General features: G+C 74.6%; 16 protein-coding genes, 1 tRNA gene and 1 pseudogene. 9 read left to right on the forward strand and 9 right to left on the reverse strand.

The features are described 5' to 3' along the window. Nucleotides 1-168: 168 nt before the first annotated feature. A complete protein-coding gene (locus QSK45_RS13375) occupies nucleotides 169-4,455 on the forward strand; it encodes a PAS domain-containing protein (protein WP_285556448.1) in 4,287 nt (1,428 codons plus the stop codon). Nucleotides 4,456-4,500: 45 nt separating this feature from the next. Here QSK45_RS13375 and QSK45_RS13380 read toward each other — a convergent pair whose 3' ends face one another. The 3 genes and pseudogenes from QSK45_RS13380 to QSK45_RS38510 all read right to left on the reverse strand — a co-directional run. Next, on the reverse strand, nucleotides 4,501-6,156 hold the full coding sequence (locus QSK45_RS13380) for a long-chain fatty acid--CoA ligase (protein WP_285556449.1): 1,656 nt from the start codon (nucleotides 6,154-6,156) through the stop codon (nucleotides 4,501-4,503). A gap of 125 nt (nucleotides 6,157-6,281) precedes the next feature. Continuing rightward, complete coding sequence (locus tag QSK45_RS13385) at nucleotides 6,282-6,818, reverse strand: SigE family RNA polymerase sigma factor (RefSeq protein WP_285556451.1); 537 nt, start codon at nucleotides 6,816-6,818, stop codon at nucleotides 6,282-6,284. 351 nt (nucleotides 6,819-7,169) lie between these two features. Next, nucleotides 7,170-7,303 (reverse strand): annotated as a pseudogene (locus QSK45_RS38510) (lipid-transfer protein); the annotation flags it as partial. Between the two features lie 471 nt (nucleotides 7,304-7,774). Between QSK45_RS38510 and QSK45_RS13390 the strand changes: the two are divergent. After that, complete coding sequence (locus tag QSK45_RS13390; protein WP_285556452.1) at nucleotides 7,775-8,638, forward strand: bifunctional DNA primase/polymerase; 864 nt, start codon at nucleotides 7,775-7,777, stop codon at nucleotides 8,636-8,638. Between the two features lie 56 nt (nucleotides 8,639-8,694). Here QSK45_RS13390 and QSK45_RS13395 read toward each other — a convergent pair. Continuing rightward, nucleotides 8,695-8,781, reverse strand: a tRNA-Ser gene (locus tag QSK45_RS13395). A 93-nt stretch (nucleotides 8,782-8,874) separates the two neighbouring features. After that, on the reverse strand, nucleotides 8,875-10,407 hold the full coding sequence (locus tag QSK45_RS13400; RefSeq protein ID WP_285556453.1) for a S1C family serine protease: 1,533 nt from the start codon (nucleotides 10,405-10,407) through the stop codon (nucleotides 8,875-8,877). 278 nt (nucleotides 10,408-10,685) lie between these two features. Here QSK45_RS13400 and QSK45_RS13405 point away from each other — a divergent pair, with 278 nt between their 5' ends. The 3 genes from QSK45_RS13405 to QSK45_RS13415 all read left to right on the forward strand — a co-directional run bounded on the left by QSK45_RS13405 (nucleotide 10,686) and on the right by QSK45_RS13415 (nucleotide 13,452). Beyond that, entirely contained in the window at nucleotides 10,686-11,561 is an 876-nt protein-coding gene (locus tag QSK45_RS13405) for a glycerophosphodiester phosphodiesterase (RefSeq protein WP_285556455.1), read from the forward strand. An 85-nt stretch (nucleotides 11,562-11,646) separates the two neighbouring features. Next, nucleotides 11,647-12,303: an ATP-binding protein gene (locus tag QSK45_RS13410; protein ID WP_285556456.1), complete on the forward strand. Its 657-nt coding sequence runs from the start codon at nucleotides 11,647-11,649 to the stop codon at nucleotides 12,301-12,303. 168 nt (nucleotides 12,304-12,471) lie between these two features. Next, the gene (locus QSK45_RS13415; RefSeq protein WP_285556458.1) at nucleotides 12,472-13,452 is read left to right on the forward strand and encodes a DUF5926 family protein; all 981 of its coding nucleotides are present in this window, start codon (nucleotides 12,472-12,474) and stop codon (nucleotides 13,450-13,452) included. Between the two features lie 252 nt (nucleotides 13,453-13,704). Here the strand turns inward: QSK45_RS13415 and QSK45_RS13420 are convergent, their stop codons facing one another. Together QSK45_RS13420 and QSK45_RS13425 are read right to left on the reverse strand one after the other, a co-directional pair. Further along, complete coding sequence (locus QSK45_RS13420; RefSeq protein WP_285556461.1) at nucleotides 13,705-14,208, reverse strand: hypothetical protein; 504 nt, start codon at nucleotides 14,206-14,208, stop codon at nucleotides 13,705-13,707. Between the two features lie 400 nt (nucleotides 14,209-14,608). Beyond that, the gene (locus QSK45_RS13425) at nucleotides 14,609-15,277 is read right to left on the reverse strand and encodes a bifunctional DNA primase/polymerase (protein ID WP_285556463.1); all 669 of its coding nucleotides are present in this window, start codon (nucleotides 15,275-15,277) and stop codon (nucleotides 14,609-14,611) included. A 610-nt stretch (nucleotides 15,278-15,887) separates the two neighbouring features. On the opposite strand from QSK45_RS13425, the gene QSK45_RS13430 reads away from it, so the two are divergent. Together QSK45_RS13430 and QSK45_RS13435 are read left to right on the forward strand one after the other, a co-directional pair. Beyond that, entirely contained in the window at nucleotides 15,888-17,303 is a 1,416-nt protein-coding gene (locus QSK45_RS13430) for a PP2C family protein-serine/threonine phosphatase (RefSeq protein WP_285556465.1), read from the forward strand. A 227-nt stretch (nucleotides 17,304-17,530) separates the two neighbouring features. Continuing rightward, nucleotides 17,531-18,991, forward strand: a complete 1,461-nt coding sequence (locus tag QSK45_RS13435; protein WP_285556467.1) for an aminopeptidase P family protein — start codon at nucleotides 17,531-17,533, stop codon at nucleotides 18,989-18,991. Between the two features lie 96 nt (nucleotides 18,992-19,087). Here the strand turns inward: QSK45_RS13435 and QSK45_RS13440 are convergent, their stop codons facing one another. Together QSK45_RS13440 and QSK45_RS13445 are read right to left on the reverse strand one after the other, a co-directional pair. Beyond that, a complete protein-coding gene (locus tag QSK45_RS13440; protein WP_285556468.1) occupies nucleotides 19,088-19,651 on the reverse strand; it encodes a GNAT family N-acetyltransferase in 564 nt (187 codons plus the stop codon). Nucleotides 19,652-19,672: 21 nt separating this feature from the next. After that, nucleotides 19,673-20,110, reverse strand: coding sequence for an ATP-binding protein (locus QSK45_RS13445; protein ID WP_285556470.1), 438 nt, complete (start codon nucleotides 20,108-20,110; stop codon nucleotides 19,673-19,675). 212 nt (nucleotides 20,111-20,322) lie between these two features. On the opposite strand from QSK45_RS13445, the gene QSK45_RS13450 reads away from it, so the two are divergent. Continuing rightward, nucleotides 20,323-21,168 (forward strand): hypothetical protein, encoded by an 846-nt coding sequence (locus QSK45_RS13450; protein ID WP_285556472.1) that lies wholly within the window; start codon nucleotides 20,323-20,325, stop codon nucleotides 21,166-21,168. Nucleotides 21,169-21,283: 115 nt separating this feature from the next. Beyond that, nucleotides 21,284-22,045 carry a YcnI family copper-binding membrane protein gene (locus tag QSK45_RS13455; RefSeq protein WP_285556474.1) on the forward strand — a complete coding sequence of 254 codons (762 nt, stop codon included), beginning with the start codon at nucleotides 21,284-21,286 and terminating at the stop codon, nucleotides 22,043-22,045. The last annotated feature ends 71 nt before the right edge of the window (nucleotides 22,046-22,116 follow it).

Below are 22,116 nucleotides of genomic sequence, written 5' to 3' on the forward strand. Positions count from 1 at the left end.
AGGTCCGGTCGTCACCGCTTCGGCGTCACTTCCTCGTGGGACCTCCCTCTCATCCGGCACCCCTGGCGCAACACGTGCGCTTAGACTCCCTCGCGTGACACGTCGCGGGCCGGTTGGCAAGATGGCCCGAGCGGTCGGCAAGGTGCGGTAACAGGGAGGAAGCGTCTCGTGAGCAGCAGGCCATCCCGAGGCGCTGCTCGCCTCGCAGCCATACTCGACGCTCTGCCGGACGCGTTGGTCCTGGTCAACGCCAACGGAACCGTCGTCAACGCCAACACCATCGCGCTGGAGGCCTTCGAGGCCCCCGGCACCGCGCTCGTCGGGCGCGGGCTGCTCGATCTGCTGCCCGAGTTCGACTCGCGGCTCATCCCCGGCTCCATGCGGCGCCCCGGCCGGCGGGACCCGCAGGGCCGGACCAAGCCCGCGCGGATGGTCGCCCGGCGCACCGACGGGACCGAGTTCCCGGTCGAGGTCACCAGCGCGAACCTGGAGAACGGGCAGCAGGCGTACGACGGTTACGGCTACACGGGCGACGAGCTGCTGATGATCGTCGTCCGGGATCTGTCCGGGACCGTCGACACCGAGGCCGAGCTGGCCCGCTCGCAGCGGCAGACCGAGATGATCCTCCGGGCCGCGTCCGAGGGCGTCGTCGGCACCGACACCGACGGGCGGATCGTGCTCGTCAACCCGGCCGCCGCGCAGATCCTCGGCTACCGCGCCGGCGAGCTGGGCGGCAAGGAGCTGCACAACCTCGTCCTGCACTCGCGCGCCGACGGCTCCCCCTTCCCGTACGCCGAGTCGCCGCTCGCCGACACCCTGCGCTCCGGGCGCAAGCACCGGGTGCGCGGGCAGGTGCTGTGGGCCAAGGGCGACCATCCGGTGCCGGTGGACCTGACCACCGCGCCGGTGCGCGACGGGGACCAGCTCGTCGGCGCCGTGATGACCTTCACCGACCGCCGGCCCTTCGACTCCCTGGTGGACGAGAAGACCACGCTGGAGCAGGCGCACGCCGAGCGCCTGGAGAAGCTCGCCGAGGAACACGCCTCCGACCTCACCGCGCTGCGCCAGCAGCACGCCACCGAGGTCGAGGAGCTGCGCGAGAAGTACGACGCCGAGCTGGCCGAGCTGCGCGAGAAGCACGCGGAGGAGCTGGCGGCGGGCGAGGAGCGGTACGCCGCGCTCGGCGAGCGGGAGAAGGACCGGTACGAGTCGCTGGCCGGGCGGCACGAACAGCTGCTCACCCTGCTCGGGCGCTCGCTGCGCGGCCCCCTGGACGAGCTGCGGCGCGAACTGGCCGCCCTGGCCGCCGACGACGCCGGGCAGCTGTGGCCCGAGGCCAACCAGGTGCTGCACCACCTCTCCGCCGGGTACTCCCGGATCACCACCCTCATCGACAACGTCCTCGCCTACCAGCGGATCGACACGGGCAGCGAGGACATCACCCGTACGAAGGTGATGCTGGACGCCGTCGTCGCCGCGGGCGTGGACGGCGCGGTGGAGCTGATCGGGCCCGGCCGGGTGCAGTTCGCCGTGCACGCGCCGCCCATCGAGGCCGAGGTCGACCCGCAGCGGCTCGCCACCGCGCTCGCGCATCTGGTGGCGGATGTCGCGGGCGTCGACGCGACCGGCAACGCGCCCGTCTCCACGGGCGGTTACCTCGACAACACCGTGGTCGTCGCGGCCGCGCAGCGCGGTTCGGTCGCGCGCATCGAGGTGCGCGGGCCGTACGCCGGCGGGGACCCGGTGCACGAGCCGATCGTGCGCGGGATCGTGCGCGCCCACGGCGGTGTGCTCCAGACGCACGAGGTGCCGGGCATGAGCGGCAACGCGTATGTCCTGGAGGTGCCGCTCGGGGGCGGCGCGGGAGCCGTCGCGGCGCCGCCCGCACCGGTGGAGCCCGTCGTGACCGCCGAGGCGGAGGAGACGTCCGGTGGCGGCCGGCGGCGGGCCCGGCGCGGGTCCACGGACGCCTTCCTCGACAGCGATGTGACCGGTTCGGGTACGCCGGCCGGTGGCGCGCCCACCGGGCGCCGGCGCAGGCACGCGACCGCGCCGCCCGACGAGGCCGCGGTTCCGGCCGACGCCACGCAGGGCGGGTCCGGCGGGACCGGACGACGCCGCGGGCGGCCCGCCGAGATCGATCCGGCCCGCCCCGACACCGGTGGGGTGGCCGAGGGTGCCGTGGTGACCGCGGCCGAGCATGCCGCGGGCGCCGCCGCCTCCGGTACGGGGCTCGGGGGCACCGTGCCGCCGCAGGGCGTGCCCTCACCCGCCGCGGCGCCGCAGGCCGCGCTGCCCGCCGCCCTTCCGGCGGCCGTGGGCGAGGACGCGCCGGGTGCCGAGGACGCCGAGGACGCGGGGCAGCCCACGGGGCGCCGCCGCCGTGCGCTGGCCGCCGCGGCCGAGCGGGCCGCCGCGCAGGAGTCGGGGGCGCGTACGGTCTTCGCGCTGCCGCCCGCCGCGGCCGACCGCGTCCCGCAGGCGGAGGTCCCGGCGCCGCGGACCGGGACCGGGCAGGTGCCGCCGGACGCCGGACGCGTGCCGGACGAGGAGGGCCGGCACGACGCCGTACCGCTGAGCCAGGCCGAGGACCACACTCCGCCGCAGCCGCATCCCACGACCGCGCCGACCGGCCGACGCCGCCGGGCGGTGGCACCTCCCGCGCAGCCGGAGGCCGCCGGTACGACGCCGGGGGTCCCGGTGCCCGGCGCGGGTGCACAGGGCGTTCCCGTGCAGCCGCCGGGGACCGACGGTCACGGCGTACCGGGGCAGGCGCAGGGGACGAACGGCCAGGGCATCGCCCTCCAGGCCGGGCCCGCGGTCGCGGTGCGGGCCTCCGCTCCGGTGACCACCGGTGCTCCGGCGGCCGCCGCGACGCCCGTCCCTCCCGTCGTCCCGAACGCGCCCCGGGCCGTACCGCCGCTTCCGGGCGGGCCCGGCGTCGCGCAGCCCGTCGCCCCGGCCCCGCAGCCGCCCCTGGCCCGGCCCGGCACCCCCGCCCACGGCACCCCGGTCCAGGCCACGGCCACCCCGGCCGCCGGGACCCCCGCCGCGCAGCCGCTGCCGCTGCCGCTGCCCGCCGAGACCGGCGCGGGTGCCGGTGCCGCGCAGAACGTCCCGACGGCCCGGGGGGCCGCGACCGTTCCGCCGTCCCCCGCCGTCCCGGCGCCCCAGCCGACCGCCACCCCGGCGCCCGGCACCCCCCTACCGCAGCCGACCCCGGCCGCCGGGACCCCCGTACCGCCGCAGGCCGCCACCCCGGCCGCCGGGACGCCCATGCCCCAGCCGACGCCCGCGGCCGGCACCCCGCTGCCCGCCGAGCGGCGTGCCGCGCAGCCGTTGCCGCTGCCCGCGGAGGCCGGCGCGTACGACCCCGACTCCACCCAGGGCCGGGCCATCAGCGTCCGGACGCTCGGGCAGGGGGTGCCCTTCGCGCGGCAGGTCGCGCAGGGCACGCCGCCCCCGCACACGCCCGGTGGTTCCGGGCGGCGGCGGAAGCTGGGGACGCCGCCCGACCCGGCCGCGCGCCAGGACCCCTCGTCCCAGGCGATGCCCGCGCAGGGGGCCTTGCCCGGAGCGTCGCGGCTCGCGCCGGGGACCGAGGGCGGCGGACGGTCGTACGCCATCGGCGCGCCGGACGCGAACGCGGCCGAGGGGCCCGAGCCGCTGGACGGTCCCGGCGGGGCCGTCGAGGTGGCGGACCCCCCGCGGCCGCAGCCGATGGACGACGAGCTGCCGCCGGAGCCGCTGGACAACCCGCGCCGGCTGCTGGTGTGGCCCGCGCCGGACGTGACCACGCAGGCGGCGCTGAGCGAGCGCGGCTACCGGCCGGTGATCGTGCACTCGCGCGAGGAGGTCGACGCGCAGATCGCGGCCTTCCCCGCCGCGCTGTTCGTGGACCCGCTGACCGGGCCGATCACCCGTACCGCCCTGCAGTCGCTGCGCCAGGCCGCGGTGGCCGCCGAGGTGCCGGTGCTGGTGACGGCCGGGCTCGGGCAGGCGACGCGCGAGGCGGCGTACGGCGCCGACCCGGCGGTGCTGCTGAAGGCACTCGCACCGCGCGACAGCGAGCAGCACCCGCCGCGGGTGCTGCTGATCGAGGAGCACGAGGAGATCGCGGTGGCACTGACCGCGACGCTGGAGCGGCGCGGGATGCAGGTGGCGCGGGCCGCGAACGACGGCGACGCGGTGGCGCTGGCGGGCCGGTTCCGGCCCAACCTCGTGGTGATGGACCTGATGCAGGTGCACCGCCGGCGGGCCGGGATCGTGGACTGGCTGCGCGCGAACGGTCAGCTCGACCGCACCCCGCTGGTCGTCTACACGGCCGCCGTGGACCACGCCGACCTGCCGCGGCTGGCCTCGGGCGAGACGGTCCTCTTCCTCGCGGAGCGGTCCACCAGCCCCGAGGTGCAGTCCCGGATCGTGGATCTGCTGGCGCGGATCGGCACCAACTAGTCCGCGAGAGGAAGGGGGCCGGGCAGCTGCCCGGCCCCCTTTCGTTCACAGCCGCGTGACGTCCAGGTCCCCGTCCGCGTACTGCCTGCGCAGCACCTTCTTGTCGAACTTGCCCACGCTCGTCTTCGGCACCGACTCCACGATCGTCCAGCGCTCGGGCAGCTGCCAGCGGGCGATGTGGGCCTCCTCGGCGAGGAAGGCGCGCAGGGTCTCGAAGTCGGCGTCCGCGCCCTCCCGGAGGACGACGGTGGCCAGCGGGCGCTCGCCCCACTTCTCGTCCGGCACGGCGACCACCGCGGCCTCGGCGACCGCCGGGTGGGACATCAGCGCGTTCTCCAGCTCGACGGAGGAGATCCACTCGCCGCCGGACTTGATGACGTCCTTGGCGCGGTCGGTGAGGGTGAGGAAGCCGTCGGGGGAGATGACGCCGACGTCGCCGGTCTTCAGCCAGCCGTCGGGGGTGAACTTGTCGGCGGGCCGGAGGGGTTCGGCGTCGGGGCCGTTGTAGTAGGCGCCCGCGATCCAGGCGCCGCGCACCTCCAGCTCGCCGGCCGACTCGCCGTCCCAGGGCAGGCGTTCGCCGTCGGGGCCGGTGAGGCGGGCCTCGACGGAGGCCGGGAAGCGGCCCTGGGTGAGGCGGTAGCCGAACTCCTCGTCGGTGCCGAGGGCGGAGGCCGGCGGGCGGGCCACGGTGCCGAGCGGCGAGGTCTCCGTCATGCCCCAGGCGTGCACGACCGGCATGCCCAGCTCGTCGAAGGCCCGCATCAGGCCGGGCGGGCAGGCGGAGCCGCCGATGGTGACATGGGTGAGGGAGGCGACGTCGCGCGGGCGGGCCAGCAGTTCCTTGAGCAGGCCCTGCCAGATGGTGGGCACGGCCGCCGCGTGGGTCGGCCGCTCCCGCTCGATCATCTCGGCGAGCGGCGCGGGCTGCAGGAAGCGGTCCGGCATCAGCAGGTTGACGCCGGTCATGAACGTGGCGTGCGGCAGGCCCCAGGCGTTGACGTGGAACTGGGGGACGACGACGAGCGAGGTGTCCCGGTCGGTCAGGCCCATCGACTGGGTCATCTGCACCTGCATGGAGTGCAGGTAGATCGAGCGGTGGCTGTACACCACGCCCTTGGGGTCGCCGGTGGTGCCGGAGGTGTAGCACATGGCGGCGGCCTGGCGTTCGTCCAGTTCGGGCCAGTCGTAGCTGGTCGGCCGGTCCGCGATCAGGTCCTCGTACTCGTGCACCTGCGCGGTGGCGCCGGCCAGCGGGGCGCGGTCGCCGGGGCCGGTGACCACGATGTGCTCGACGGTGCTCAGCTGCGGCAGCAGCGGGGCGAGCATCGGGATCAGGGAACCGTTGACGATGATCACGCGGTCGGCGGCGTGGTTGACGACCCACACCAGCTGCTCGGCGGGCAGCCTCAGGTTGAGGGTGTGCAGCACCGCGCCCATCGAGGGCACCGCGAAGTACGCCTCGACGTGTTCGGCGTTGTTCCACATCAGGGTGGCCACGCGCTGGTCGCCGGTGACCCCGAGGGCGTCGCGCAGGGCGTGGGCCAGCTGCGCCGAGCGGGCTCCGACCTCGGCGTAGGAGCGCCGCTGCGGCTCGGGCTCGCCGGTCCAGGTGATCACCTGTGAGGTCCCGTGGACCGTCGACCCATGGGTCAGGATCCTGGAGATCAGCAGCGGTACGTCCTGCATGGTGCTCAGCACGGAGTCCTCCCGGCGACGGTGCCTACGCGGTAGTAGGGGGTGCGCTGATTCTGCGCACATACCGCGTGGTATGTCACTAGGTGGAATGTCACTGACGCACAGAAGATATCCGGCGGAACTATTTCCTATCGCGCCAGTCCCAGCTCCGGGTCCTCCCGCAGCTTGCCGAGCGCCCGGGACACCGCCGACTTCACCGTGCCCACCGAGACCCCCAGCACCTCCGCGGTCTGGGCCTCGCTGAGGTCCTCGTAGTACCTGAGGACGACCATCGCCCGCTGCCGCGTGGGCAGCTTCATGATCGCCCGCCACATCGCGTCGTGCAGCGCCTGCCGCTCGGCCGGGTCGTCGTCGGGCAGCGGCTCCGGCTCGGGCAGCTCGTCGCAGGCGAACTCGTCCACCCGGCGCTTGCGCCACTGGGAGGTCCGCGTGTTCAGCAGCGCGCGGCGCACATAGCCGTCGAGCGCCCGCTGGTTCTCGATCCGCTCCCAGGCGGCGTAGGTCTTGGCCAGTGCCGTCTGCAGCAGGTCCTCGGCGTCGCTGGGGTTCGCGGTCAGCGAGCGCGCGGTGCGCAGCAGGAGGGGCCGGCGGGCGCGCACGTACGACGTGAACGACGGGTACGGAGGGGCCGCTGCCGAGGCGCTGGTGCAGACGGGTGTGGTCATGGCTCCACGCTATGAGCGGCCTCCGCGCCCGGGGATCGGCCGCAGGTGCCGAAGCGGGGTCCCCCTCAGGTTGTAGGGGTGGGGACCGCTCCACCTCCTGAAGGTGGAGCGGGGGTGCACCCGTCTGCGGGTCCGACCCCGAGCGCCTCGGTCGTCCGCCGCCGGGACCAGCCCGGATGCCGGTACCCCGGTGCCGGCGGTCACCAGGGTCCGGGCCGCCCCGGCGATCCGGTTCACGGCGGTGAGACGGGCGCGGTGGCCGGCCGGCTGTGGCGCACCTCCGGCCTCGCCCGGCCGGCATCGACGTGGGCATCCTGTACGACCACGTCACCCCGTTCGCGCTCGTGCGGTCCGGACGTCCGGTCAGGTCGTCCCGGCAGAAGCCGGTCATCCGCCCCTGGTCCGGCCCGCGCCCTGGGCGGCGGCCGCGGCGGGCGCGGTGGGTCCCGGGCCCGCTCCAGGGACGTGGCGAAGAGCGCCCGGCCGTCGGCAGGTCGACCGGATCCCGGCCGACCCCGGTGACGGCGGCGGGCCTCCCCTCGTCCACCGTGAGGCGCGCCCGCGTCTCGTCCGTGCGTATCTCCGTCTCGGGCCCTCCCGCTCGTTTCCGACCATCCGTCAGGCAGGGGGCCGACAGGCGGAGATCCCGCCCGGCGCACAGGAAAAGCCCCGCCGGACACACGTCGGCGCGGCGGCACCGAAGCACCGCCGCGCCGGCGTCCCGCTCCCCCGGAGCGGCCCCCCTCGGGCGATCGGCACCCCGGAGCAGGCCCCCTCGAACCGCCCGCCGAAGCGCGCCCGGCGCGGCGCGCATCCCCGCCGCGGCGATCGCCACGCGGGAAGGGTTGCCCAGCGATCTCCGGCGAACCCCTCCACAAGCCGCCATTCGCACGCAAGCGTGATCACCGGCCGATAAACCCCTTCCTTTTTTCGAACGCGCGTACGAACATGAGGGTATGGCCACCATCGACCGGCAGGCCACGACGCTGGCCCTCGCCCACGCCCTGTCCGCCGCCGAACGCGGCCTGGCCGTCCTCCCCCTGTCCCGCGCCAAGCTCCCGGCCCTGCGCTCCCCCCACCACGACGACCCCGGCCCCGCCTGCCACGGCGAGTGCGGCCGCTTCGGCCACGGGGTGTACGACGCCTCGGCCGATCCGGCGCGTATCCGCGAGATGTTCGCCGCCGCGCCCTGGGCCACCGGCTACGGCATCGCGTGCGGGCTGCCGCCGTACCACCTGATCGGCGTCGACCTGGACACCAAGTACGGCACGGACGCCCCGGCCGCCCTGCGCGAGCTGGGCCTGCGCCACCGGTTCACGATCCCGGAGACGGTCGTGGTGCTCACCCCGAGCGGCGGCCGCCACCTGTGGCTGACCGGGCCCCCGGACGCCGTCGTGCCCAACTCCGCGAGCCGGCTCGCCCCCGGCATCGACATCCGCGGCGCCGGCGGCTACCTCGTGGGCCCCGGCTCCCGCACCGACCACGGCGTCTACGGCACCCTGCCGGGCACCGCCCACCTGCCCCCGGCCGCCTGCCCGCCGGCCCTGCTGCGCCTGCTGCTGCCACCGCCGCGCACCTCCCGCGATCCCGCGCTTTCACACGGCGACCACGGTCGCGGCCTCGTCCACTTCGTCCTGACCGCGCACGAGGGCCAGCGCAACACCCGCCTCTTCTGGGCCGCCTGCCGCGCCTACGAGAACGGCCTCGGTCCCGCTCTCGCCACCCCCCTCACCGAGGCCGCCCGCCACACCGGCCTCCCGGAACACGAGGCCCGCGCCACGATCGCCTCGGCAGCCCGGATGACGGGACACCGGCCGTAGAACGCGCCAGGGGCGCCCCCTCGATCGGAGGCGCCCCTGGCGAGACGTGGTCGGTGCGGAGGCGGTGGGATTTGAACCCACGGTGACATCGCTGCCACGACGGTTTTCAAGACCGTTCCCTTAGGCCGCTCGGGCACGCCTCCCCGCGCCGCCCACCCGGGGCGGAGCGGGGTACAGCGTACCGGCCCGGGGGCGGTCGCGGGGGCGTCGGGGACAGCGCTCCTGGTGGGAAGCGGTCAGCTGTCGCCGGCGCGGGCGCCGAGGGTCAGCTGGACCGTGTGCTCCTGGCCGCCGCGCTTGTAGGTGATCGTCACCTTGTCACCGGGCTTGTGCGTCCAGATCTCGCCGATCAGGGTCGGGCCGCTGTCGATCACCGAGTCGTCGAGCTTGGTGATCACGTCGCCGGGCTTGAGGCCCGCCTGGTCGGCCGGGCCGCCCGCCTCGACCGCGGCGGCGCCGCCCGCGCCCTGGTCGGTGATCTTCGCGCCGGTCGTGGAGTCCTCCAGGGAGACCGAGGCGCCGATCTTGGCGTACACCGGCTTGCCGGTCCTGATCAGCTGCTGGGCGACGTACTTGGCCTGGTTGATCGGGATGGCGAAGCCGAGGCCGATCGAGCCGGACTGGCCGCCGGAACCGAAGCCGCCGCCGCTGCCCGAGGACTGGATCGCCGAGTTGATGCCGATCACCGCGCCGGAGGCGTCCAGCAGCGGACCGCCGGAGTTGCCCGGGTTGATGGACGCGTCGGTCTGCAGGGCGCTCATGTACGACGCCTTGCTCGTGGCGCTGCCGTCGCTGGAGGCCACCGGGCGGTTCTTGGCGCTGATGATGCCGGTCGTCACGGTGTTCGACAGGCCGAAGGGGGCGCCGATGGCGATGGTCTCGTCGCCGACGGCCACCTTGTCGGAGTCGCCGAGCGGCAGCGGGTTGAGGTCCGACGGCGGGTTCTTGAGCTTGACGACCGCCACGTCGTAGCCCTGCGCGTGCCCGACGACCTGAGCGTCGTACTTCCGGCCGTCCGGGAACGTCGCGGTCAGCTTGCCGCCGTCGAGGGCGTCCGCCACGACGTGGTTGTTGGTGATGATGTGGCCCTGCTTGTCGAAGACGAAGCCGGTGCCGGTGCCGCCGTCGCCGTTGCTGCCCTCGGCCTCGATGGTGACCGTGCTGGGCAGCGCCCTGGCGGCCACGTTGGCGATGGTGCCGGGCGCGCGCTTGACCTGCGCCGCGCCGTTGTCGGACGCGGAGACGGTGGTGGAGCCCCCGTTGTCGTTGTTCCTGGCCAGGGTGTAGCCGAGGCCGCCGCCCAGACCGCCCGCGACCAGCGCGGCGACCAGGACCGCGGCGACCAGGCCGCCGCGTCCGCGGGGCTTGGGGGCGGGCTGCTGGTACGACGCTCCCCAGCCCCCCGCGCCACCCGCCGCGGCGGCGCCGTCGGCGTACGCGGGAGTGGACGGCGCCGGGGGCGGCCAGGCAGCCGCAGGGCCGGCGGCGGGAGGCAGCGGGGCGCTCCCGGGGACCGGCGGCAGCGGGGCGGTCGGCTCGTTGCCGCCCGTGACCGCCGGGCCGTCGCCGCCCGCGTGCGGCGCCTGGGGCGCCGGGAGCGACTGCTCCTGCCGCTCGGTCGGTTCCGTCCTGTGCCCCGGGCCCGCCGGCCCGTCGGTCCCCTCCGGCGTGGTGCCCTGTGCCTGCGGGGACGCGTCGGGAGAGGCCACCGGCACAGGAGGTGCGGACGGGGCCGGAGGTACCGCGTTGCCCTCGTTCTCGGTGCTCACAGCTCTACTCCTCGATCCACGGCTGTTTGTCCTCGGTCGCGCTCGGTCACGTTCGTTCACGCTCGGCGGCGCGTGCACGCTGGTCGTGGCCTGTCACGATGCGGCTGCGCATGGTCCTGCGTTCACTGTTCCAGTCTGTATGCAGTCAGCTTTTCCCACGGGCCGTCAGAGCACCATAAGCCGTGCCTGTGGGTCCAGGCCCAGCCCTTATATAGGGCATCCAACGCAAAAGTTACATAAACCGGCGCGTCGCCTGCCACCGTTCGCCGCTCGGACGTATGAGCGCCGTCCCACGTACCCCACCGGGGTGGCACCATGACGCGGTGACCACCCACGCACCACGGCTCTCCGTCCAGGTCGTCGCCCACCGGGGCGCCTCCGAAGACGCCCCGGAACACACGCTGGCCGCCTACCGCAAGGCGATCGAGGACGGCGCCGACGCCCTCGAGTGCGACGTACGGCTGACCGCCGACGGCCACCTGGTCTGCGTCCACGACCGGCGGGTGAACCGCACCTCCAACGGCCGCGGCGCCGTCTCCGCCCTGGAACTGGCCGATCTCGCCGCCCTGGACTTCGGGTCCTGGAAGACCGGCCAGGCCTACCGCGGCCGGGTCGAGGAGCCGGACTGGGAGCACCGGCCCGAGGACCGCGAGGAGACCTCCGTCCTCACCCTGGAGCGGTTGCTCGAACTGGTCGCGGACTCCGGGCGGCGCATCGAGCTGGCCATCGAGACCAAGCACCCCACCCGCTGGGCGGGCCAGGTCGAGGAGAAGCTGCTGACCCTGCTGGACCGGTTCGGCCTGGCCGCGCCCGCCACGGCCGCCGAGTCGCCGGTGCGGGTCATGAGCTTCTCGGCACGCTCGCTGCAGCGCGTGCGCACGGCCGTCCCGGCACTGCCGACGGTCTACCTGGTGCAGTGGCTCTCGCCCCGGCTGCGCGACGGCCGGCTGCCCGCGGGCGTGCGGATCGCGGGCCCCTCGGTGCGCATCCTGCGCAGCCACCCCGGCTACGTGGAGCGGCTGAAGCGGGCCGGTCACCAGGTGCACGTGTGGACCGTGAACGAGCCGGAGGACGTCGACCTCTGCCTCGAACTCGGCGTCGACGCCATCATCACCAACCGTCCGCGCGCCGTCCTGGACCAGCTCGGCCGCTGACCTCCTTATTGACATCCCGCCGCCGGCCGGGATCGCCGTCACGGGGAGTGCTCCGGCGCGTTCGCTGCGTGTGCGCACGTGTCGAATGCGTCACCGGAAGGGGATTGGCCGGTTTCCGGCACAGGTCACTGGGGCATCCACACCGTGGCGTGGGGCGAAGGAGGTCTCGGGGGTGGCGTTGGTGGTGGCACAGGAGGTGCCCACGTCGTCGTGCATGGCCGTGCCCCATGGCCCTGCGGGCGTGGGGGACGCGAGGCGCCGGATGCGCGCGCAGCTGCGTGGCGGAGGCGTCTCGGAATCGGTTGTCGACGATGCCGTACTGATCCTTTCCGAACTGCTGAGCAATGCGTGCAAGCACGGACGGCCGCTGGGCGGCACCGGGGCGAGGAACGGCGACGGGCACGACGGCGGTGACGTACGGGCCGCCTGGCGGGTCGACGCGCGCGGCCGGCTCATCGTGGAGGTCACGGACGGCGGGGGGCCGACCCGCCCGGCGCCGGCCACCCCGTCGGTGACGGCGCACGGCGGCCGGGGGCTGAACATCATCACCGCGCTCGCCGACGACTGGGGCGTGCGGGACGACGTCCACGGCGAGGTGACGGTCTGGGTGGTGGTCCACGGGGACGTGCACGACCCGGACGCCCGCTGCAGCCGCGACCATGTCGCCGCGCGGCTCACCGCGACCGCGCCGCCGGACCTGTCCGGTCTCGATCTCGCGGAGGCGTTCGAGGACCTGGCCTGAGCGCGGGGCACGGGGGCGGCTCGCCGGCGTCCGGCGGGCGGGCGCCGTCCGCGGTTCACACCGGTGGCCTCCCCGCGCGCGAACGTTGTCCACAGGTTCCCGTCGGCGATGGCGCGAACGGCTAGGCTCCCGCCGTACGAGAAGCGCCGTAACCGGGAGAGACCCACGATGGCCAAGAAGCGACCCCAGACGAAGGCCCAGCGTCCGCAGCCGGCGGGCGCCGCAGGCGCCGACGGTGCCATTCCGGTTGTCGGCGGCCGCGAGCCCTGCCCCTGCGGCAGCGGCCGGCGCTACAAGGCGTGCCACGGCCGGGCCGCCGCGCACGCGGTGACCGAGCTGGTGCAGCGCCCGTTCGAGGGCCTGCCCGGCGAGTGCGACTGGGTGGCGCTGCGCGAGCTGGTCCCGGCGGCCACGGCCGAGCTGACCCTCAAGGACGGCCTGCCCGAGGGCGTCCCGTCGGTCACGCTCGCCACGGTGCTGCCGATGGCCTGGCCCGCCCTGCGCCGCGACGACGGCTCGGTCCTGATCGGCCTGCAGAACGACACGGCGTCCGGCGACATCAGCCGCGACCTGGCCGACACCCTCCAGCGCGCGCTGGCGGCGGAGCCGGGCACCCCGGTGCAGGGCCGGCGCGCCCCCGCCGACGGCCCCCGGTTGCAGGAACTGCTGGCCGCCGACGCCCCGTTCGAGCCCGTCGTGCACAGCGGCTTCGAGTTCTGGGTGCCGGACGCGGAGAACGCGACCCCGGAGGTCACCGCCTCCCTGGAACGGGCCAACGCGGCGGCGATCCCGACGGTCCGGTTGTCCGGCGTGGACGCGGCGTACTGGTGCGAGACCCCGGACAAGAACCACCTGCGCTGGGTGATGCCCCATCCGGAGGAGCGGCTTCTGGACGCTCTCGCGCGACTGCACGCGCAGGGCCGCTCCAGCCTCGGCGAGGGCACCCGGCTGGTGGGCTCCTTCCGTGCTCACGGGCTCACCGTGCCGGTCTGGGACCTGCCGAGCGAGGTCCGCGCCGAGGACGTGGAGAAGCCGGCCGCCGAGTTCGCCGAGCGCCTGGCCGCCGCCCTCGCCGTCGAGGAACCGCTCACCCCGGAGGAGCGCCGGGCCCGCGGCGGACTCACCAACCGGCAGGTCACGCTGAGCTGACACGGCCCGCGCGAGTGTCATGACCGGATGGTCGGTCGGTCATGACACCGACCCCCGGGACAGGTGACCCGGGTCACAACTCCCGGCTCCGAGAGGGAGATCCGCGGGAATTCGGTGGCCGAATGCCTGAGTCGGAATTTGCGAACGGCCGATCTCTTGTTACCGTTCCAGTAGCCCGGTTGCTGGTGCATCCCCCGTCGCCAGCAACCGGGCCTTTCCATGTCCGCACCCGGCACCCGCCGTCGCGTGGCGTCAACCGGCATCCGCATCAGCGGAGTTGCTGCCCGAGCGGAGCAGCAGCGCACCCTCGGGCCCGCGCTCGGCGAACTCCGCGACGGCCGTGTAGGCGTCCGGCCCGCCCCGGCTGTGCTCGCGGGGCGTCTCACAGGTGGCGGGCTCGTCGTCCGTCCCCGTGTCGCAGCGCGTCCGTGTGGTGCGCCCGCCGGGACCCATCAGGCTCAGCCCGGCGTCCAGCGACGTGCCGGTGGCGTTGCGGTAGTAGGTGCGCGCCCAGGTGTCCGCGCCCTGCGTCAGCACACAGGTCTGCGCCTCGATGCCCCTCGGGGAGCCGAGTCGGGGGCCGCAGCGGGCGGCGGTGGCGAGGCCCAGGCCCAGCAGACCAGGCGAACCGCCCGGCGCGGCCGAGGGGTCCTTGGCGTCCCCGTGCCCCAGCGCCCCCGGCACCAGCGCCGCGCCCACGTCCCGGACCTGCCCGGCGGACGCCACGGTCAGCGGCACCACGACGGCGGCGGTCACGGCGCAGACGAGCCCGACGAGATGCAGCCGCCGCGGGTCGGCCCTGCCGTAGCGCGCCCGCCGGAAGCCGGCCCTCGGCCGCCCCTCCGGTCCGCCGCCGGGGGCGCCCCGGAACGCGGCCGAACCGCCGGCGGACGACGGGACGTCGCTCCCGGCGCCGGCCAACGGAGGCCGGGAGCCGGTCCGAGCCTCGGCCGACGACGCCCGGAGGCCGGTGTCACCGTCACCCGGCGGCACGCGATCCGACCCGCCGTCGCGGCCAGGTCCCGTGCCGTTCGGCCGTCGGCGCCCGAGTCCCCCGCGGCTCGGCCGACGCGTCCCATGGCCCCCAAGAATTCGCAGCATGGGCGGAACATAACGAGCGCGGCACGCCCGTCCGCACCGTGCGCGCCGGACACCCCTACAACTCGGGCGCGCTCACACCCGTACGAGTGAGGGCGTCGACCACGGCGTCCACCACGGCCTCGACGTCCGGCACCCAGGGGGCCGCCGAACCCGGCAGCGGCGCCCGCTCCCAGCGCACCGTGCCCGCGCCGGTCTCGGAGGGGGGCAGCGCGATATAGCCGCCCTCGCCGTGGAAGCGCAGCGAGCCGGGGACGAAGTCCTTGGCGTACAGCAGTTCCCCCAACTGCGCCATGGTGTACGGCTCGACGAGCAGCGCCCAGCGGGTGGGCGAGGCGATCACCGGGCCGAGCCGCATGCCCCGCCGGTCGAGCAGGGCGAGGGCACGGGAGGCGGCGAGCGCGGGCAGGCTGACCGCGCAGGGCGCCTTGCCGCCGGTCGCGAGGATGACGGGCGCGCTCGGCCGGTTGGTCCACCACCAGCGCACCATGCGCGCGTCGGTCGTGGCCGCGAGCAGGCCCGGGTCGAAGGGGTGGGCGCCGGGCACCGTGCACTCCGGGTCGGGGCAGCCGCACCGGGCCCGGCCCTGCGGGTCCGGGGCCACACCCGGGAGTACGGGCCACTGCCACTCCGTCGCGAAGGTCAGGGCCGCGCTGATCAGCTCAGGCTTCCCGTCGTTCCGTCGCCTGGACAGGAGCCTGCGTCGCCTTCCGAGGATCTCGCGCATGAGCGCTCGTTCCTTTCCGTTGCACCGCTGGCAACACCGTGGTCCACATCACAACATGAGTCGATCACTTCACTGTGCGTACCTGGTGGCGCATCACATCCCCGCACATGGCAAGGGATCCCCAGGGGGTCGAGCGTCGGCCGCGGCCGCGTCCACGGCACTCAAGGCAGGGCACGGTCACGGGCGTGGGGGTGGCGAAGCATGGCGTTTGCCGTCGCGCGTGGTTCTCTCCGCCTCCGCCACGGGAGGATGGGGCTCGGCCGTCGGTGGCTATGACGCCCGGGTCCGTCGCCAGGTTCCGGGTGGCCCCCAACCACCCCTGGCCTTCTCCGAGTACGTACCCATCACGACCGCTGTGACGCTCCGTGGAGCGAGCCCAGTCGACCGCAGTGGACCGTTCCCTCAGGCAGTTTTGAGCCAACTTGGCGGTAAGGCAAGGGCTTCGGGGAAATCACCCCTCAGCCCCATGGACACCAGGAATCCCCGCAGGACAATGCTGGACATCCCCTCACGAGTGCGTGTACATGTGGAGACACTGCTAGCGGCGCAGAATCACATGGGGGTTTGCGATGCTTTTGAGCACTGTGCACCGGTCTGAAGGCCGGGCGCCATGAGCGCCCCGCACCCCCCGAAAGTGGCTGGAATCGATCCCACAGTTCCCACGCCCGCCCACACTGTCGCACCCGCCTCTTCCGCATCAGGAACCGTCCCGGGAAGCACCACGGGCCCCGCCCCCGCCCTCCCCGTCCCGCACCCCCCGGTCCCCGCCCCCGGCACGCTCCTCCAGGGCCGCCTGGCCGGCTGGGTGTCCGACCTCACCACGCTGCACGAACTCACCGAGCGGCTCACCCGCACCAACGCGCTGGAGCCCGCGCTGGACGAGCTGCTGCGCGCCGGGGCCGCCCTGCTGGGCGCCCGCCGCGGCCTCGTCGCCCTGGAGCCCGGCGACGGACTCGGTCCCCGCACCGCCCTCGGCCTCGGACTCGGCCGCGCCGACCTCGGCCATCTGGAGACCGTGCCGCGCGGCGCGCTGGTGCCCGACACCGCGGGCCGCGGCGCGATCGTCCACGCCGACCTGTTCACCGAGGACGCCCTCGATCCACGGCACCGCGAGGTCGCCGCCCGCCTCGGCTACGCCGCCAGCTACGCCCTGCCGCTCGCCACCGACTCCGCCGGCCGCCTCGGCGCCGCCGTCTGGCTCTACGACGAACCCGCCGAACCCCACGAACGGCAGCGCCATCTCGTCGGCCTCTACGTCCGGCACGCCGCCGAACACCTCGCCCGGCTGAGGGAGTTGGAGCACACCCGTGCGTGCTTGGCGACCGTCGCCGAGGAACTGCTGCCCTCCCGGCTGCCCCGTGTGCCCGGCATCCAGCTCGCCGCCCGGCACCACACCGGACCACGCGGCGGCGGCGACTGGTACGACGCGCTGCCGCTGCCGGACGCGGCGCTCGGCCTGTCGGTCGGCTCGGTCACCGGTTCGGGACCGAGCGCGGTGGCCGCGATGGGCCGGCTGCGCGCCTCGCTGCGGGCGTACGCCGTGATGGAGGGAGAGGACCCGGTCGCCGTCCTGTCCGACCTGGAACTGCTGCTGCGGCTGACCGAGCCCGCGCGCTCGGCCACCGCCCTGTTCGCCTACTGCGAGCCCGCGCTGCGCCGGGTCACCCTCGCCGGGGCCGGGCACAGCCCGCCGCTGCTGGTCGGCGAGCGGCGCACCGAGTTCGCCGAGACCTCCGTCTCCGCGCCGCTCGGCATGCTCTCGTGCTGGGAGGCACCCAGCGTGGAGGTCCAGGCCGAGGCCGGAGAGACGGTTCTGCTCTACACCGACGGGCTGCTGCACCGTACCGGCGACCCCGTGGACCGCGCCTTCGCCCGGCTGCACGCGGCCGCCGCGAGCGTCCCGCGGGCGCTGCGACAGGACCCCGGGGCGGTCGCCGACCACGTGCTGCGCGCGGTGCTGCCGGACGGCCCGGACGCCGCCGACGGCGGGGAGGACGTGGTGCTGCTCGCGGCCCGTTTCGACTGAGACGCCGTGGCGTTCCCCGCCCGCGGCAGCCAGGCGGTGGCGCCCCGATCCGGCATGACCGGTCGGTGACCGGGCGGTGACCAGGCATGACAGGGCATCCGCCCCCCGGTCCCCTCCCGGTACGACCGTACGATGATGGAGGTCCCCGGCTCGGACACAGTGACCCCACCGCGGCGAGCCACACGGACCGCCCGGGGGAGATCACACGCCGTACCGAGGAGGATCACGTGGCCGACGAACTCATTCCGGCGACCCCGGAAACCGAGTCCGAGGAGCCCATCAAGCAGCGGAAGAACGGCCTGTACCCGGGCGTCTCCGACGAGCTGGCCGAGAACATGCGGTCCGGCTGGGCCGACACCGAGCTGCGCGACCTGAAGCCCATCGAGCAGGCCGCCGAGACCGCGCGCCGCCGCGCCGCGCTCTCCGCGCGCTTCCCGGGCGAGCGCCTGGTGATCCCGGCGGGCAACCTGAAGACGCGTTCGAACGACACGGAGTACGCCTTCCGCGCCTCCGTCGAGTACGCGTACCTCACCGGCAACCAGACCGAGGACGGCGTCCTGGTCCTGGAGCCCGAGGGCGAGGGCCACCTGGAGACGATCTACCTCCTGCCCCGCTCCGACCGCGAGAACGGCGAGTTCTGGCTCGACGGCCAGGGCGAGCTGTGGGTCGGCCGCCGCCACTCCCTCACCGAGTCCGAGGCGCTGTACGGCATCCCCGCCGCCGATGTGCGCGAGCTGGCCGAGAAGCTGCGCGAGGCCACCGGCCCGGTGCGCGTCGTGCGCGGTCACGACGCCGGCATCGAGGCGGCCCTGACCGACAAGGTCACCGCCGAGCGCGACGAGGAGCTGCGCGTCTTCCTCTCCGAGATGCGCCTGGTCAAGGACGACTTCGAGATCCGTGAGCTGCAGAAGGCCGTCGACTCCACGGTGCGCGGCTTCGAGGACGTGGTGAAGGTCCTCGACAAGGCCGAGGCCACCAGCGAGCGCTACATCGAGGGCACCTTCTTCCTGCGCGCCCGCGTCGAGGGCAACGACATCGGCTACGGCTCGATCTGCGCCGCCGGCCCGCACGCGTGCACCCTGCACTGGGTCCGCAACGACGGCCCGGTCCGCTCCGGCGACCTGCTGCTCCTCGACGCCGGCGTGGAGACGCACACCCTCTACACCGCCGACGTCACGCGCACGCTGCCGGTCAACGGCACGTACAGCGAGCTGCAGAAGAAGGTGTACGACGCGGTGTACGAGGCCCAGGAGGCCGGCATCGCGGCGGTGAGGCCCGGCGCCAAGTACCGCGACTTCCACGACGCCGCGCAGCGGGTGCTCGCCGAGAAGCTGGTCGAGTGGGGCCTCGTCGAGGGTCCGGTCGAGCGCGTCCTGGAGCTGGGTCTCCAGCGCCGCTGGACCCTGCACGGCACGGGTCACATGCTCGGCATGGACGTCCACGACTGCGCGGTGGCGCGGACCGAGACGTACGTGGACGGGGCCCTGGAGCCGGGCATGGTCCTCACCGTCGAGCCGGGCCTGTACTTCCAGGCCGACGATCTCACCGTGCCGGAGGAGTACCGGGGCGTCGGGGTGCGGATCGAGGACGACATCCTGGTGACGGAGGACGGCAACCGGAACCTGTCGGCCGGTCTGCCGCGGCGCTCCGACGAGGTCGAGGCGTGGATGGCCGCGCTCAAGGGCTGAACCCGAGGTGACGGGGCGGCCGGGCACCGTCGGGTGCCCGGCCGCCCCGTCCGCGGGTGATCCGCGGCCGCTCGCGGACTCGCCGGCGCCCGGGGCTCAGAGCACGGGGTCCCTGTCGTGCAGGACCCGCTGGAACAGCCGGCTGTCCCGCCAACGTCCGTTGATGTGCAGGTAGTCCGGCGCCGTACCGATCAGCTCGAACCCGCACTTCTCCAGCACGCGCTGCGAACCGGTGTTCTCCACCAGGGTGGACGCCTCGATCCGGTGCAGGCCCACCGTGTCCCGTGCGAGTCGGCACACCCGTGTCACGGCCGCGCTGGCCAGGCCACGGCCCTGCCGGTCCGCGGCGACCCAGTAGCCGAGGTACGCGCTGCAGAAGGGGCCCCGGCTGATCCCCGTCAGGGTGGTGGTCCCGACGATCCGCCCGTCGGTCTCCTCGAACACCCAGGGCACCGCCGAGCCCCCGGCGCGCTGCCGCAGCAGCCCCTCGATCCGCTCCCGCTGCCCCTCGGGGGTGAAGAAGGCGTCCGGCCGTACCGGCTCCCAGGGCGCGAGGTGCGCGCGATTGACCCTGTAGGCGGCCGCCAGCGCCTCCGCGTCCCCGACGGCGAGCGGCCGCAGCGTCACCCCGGCCGCCAGTTCCCCGTTCTCGATGCTCATGTCCCCACTATGGGGCCGGAGCTACACCGCCAGCAGCGGCGCGTCGTCGCGCCACTTGAGGATCTTGTCGAAACTGACCACCGTGCCGTGGCGGCCGGACCTGGGACCGATGTGGACGTGGTCGGCGAGTTCGCGGATCAGACAGAGGCCGCGGCCGTGCTCGGCGTCGGGGCGGGCGGGGCGCAGCTCGCGGGTGTGGTGGAAGCCGGGTCCCGAGTCGGCCACCTCGATACGGCACTTCTCGCCGTCGAGGTACGCGGTCACCCGGTAGACCGCCGGGGTGCCGGCGTCGCCGCCGTGCTCGACGGCGTTGGCGCACGCCTCGCTGAGGGCGACGGAGAGGTCGTAGGAGATCTCCGGGTCGACCCCGGCCGTCTCCATGGTGCCGATCAGCAGCCGCCGCGCGAGCGGCACACTCGCGGCCTCGCGGCGCAGATGGAGTGACCACCAGATGCTCATGCTCCAGCCTCCAGGCCGCGGCTCGACATACCGATACCTATTGCCGCCCATAGTCGGCCGTAAGCACACCGTCGACGTGACTGCGCCCATACAGCCGATGCACTCCGGGAGGAATCGGTGTATGAGGGACGTACCCCTCGGAGGGGCCGAGGGACGCATGGCCTGGACCTGACGTAGGGCGACGCGGGGCACGGTGGGATGATGAACCCGCCATGTCTGCCCCTCACGCGCGCACGGCGCGTCCCGGAGCCGGGCTCCGGATGCTGCGGGCCGCGGTCTTCGCCGCGGTCTGCGTCGTGCTGGCCGCGGCCGGACACGCCCTGGCCTCCTGTGCGGGCGTGCCGCTGTGGACGCTCGGCGCGGGCTTCCTCGGCTCCCTGCTGCTGGTGATCCCGCTCGCCGGGCGGGCCCGCTCGCTGCCGGGCATCGCCGCGCTCCTCGCGCTCGGCCAGACCGCCCTGCACACGCTGTTCGGCCTGGGCCAGCACGGCGCGGCCATGGCCATGGGCGGGGTGCCGACGGGGCAGACCGGTCCGACGGGGTCCGCGCTGAGCGATGCCGCGCTGGTGGAACAGGCCACCCGGCTGCTGTGCGGGGCGAACACCGCCGCGCTCACCCCCGGGCACGCCTTCCACCTGCTGCTCGCCGCCCGCCTCATCGACCGCTCGGGCCGTCCCGTGGCCGGGGCCACCGTGCCCGTGCAGCACGCGGCGGACGCCACCGGCGCCTCCGCGGCCCTGCTGCCCTCGCTGCCGATGCTGATCGGGCACGTCCTCGCGGCCGTCGCCGTCGGCTGGCTGCTGCGCCGCGGCGACCTGGCCGTGCTGCGGCTGCTCGAACTGTCGGTCCACGAAGTCGCCGGGACGGCGCTCGTACGGTCCCTGCGCGCGGCCCTCGCACTGGCGCTCGCCCTGTGCGCCGGGCTGCCGGCCGCCACCGGACCCGGACCGCGCGGCCGTCGCGCCCACCGGGACGAGCCGCCCGCCCCGGGCGCCCTCACGCTCCAGCACACGGTGATCCGGCGGGGCCCACCCGCCGCCTTCCGGCTCGCCGCCTGACGCGACGCGACCGCTCCGGGGATCCGATCCCGGGAGAAGGGCCGCCGTCGCGCGGCACGCGCGCCCGCGCGCACCCTTCCCCTCACCGGAACTCTCACCGTGGAGTGCTCCTGCCATGCAGGTTTCCCCGATCGTCTGCCGCCGTGCGGCCGCCCGCCTCGCCGCCGGTGCCACCGTCGCCGGTGCCGCCGTGCTCGCCCTGTCCGTCCCCGCCTTCGCGCACGTGACCGTGCAGCCCGAGGGCGCCGCGGCCAAGGGCGGCTACGCCGTCGTCGACTTCAAGGTCCCCAACGAGCGCGACGACGCCTCGACCACCAAGGTCGAGGTGAACCTCCCCACCGACCACCCGCTGGCCTCCGTCATGGCCCAGCCCCTCCCGGGCTGGAACGTGCGGCTCACCAGGACCAGGCTCGCCGAGCCGGTGACCGTGCACGGCGACAAGATCGACCAGGCCGTCACCAAGGTCACCTGGACCGCCGACGGCAAGGGCATCGAGCCCGGCTACTTCCAGAAGTTCCCGCTCTCCGTCGGCGCCCTGCCCGACGACACCGACCAACTGGTGTTCAAGGCGCTCCAGACGTACTCCGACAACAAGGTCGTGCGATGGATCGAGGTGCCGCAGGCCGGCCAGGCCGAGCCGCAGAGTCCGGCCCCGGTGCTCCAGCTGACCGCCGCCGCCGACGAGCACGGCACGGCGGGCGCCCATGCCGCCTCCGGCGACGACACCCCCGACGCACAGAAGGAGAACACGGCCGCCGCCTCGGGCTCCGGCGGCGGCAGTGACACCACCGCCCGGGTGCTCGGCTTGGCCGGGATCGTCGTCGGCGCCGCGGGCGTGGCCTACGGCGTCCTCGCCGGCCGCCGCCGCACCGTCTAGCCCCGCCCTTCCGCAGCGCGCGCCGGGGCCGTGCCAGGCTTGGCTCCCGTACGACCCCGGTGCGCGCCGGA

The organism is Streptomyces hygroscopicus subsp. hygroscopicus, assembly GCF_030269125.1.
GTDB lineage: Bacteria > Actinomycetota > Actinomycetes > Streptomycetales > Streptomycetaceae > Streptomyces > Streptomyces hygroscopicus_C.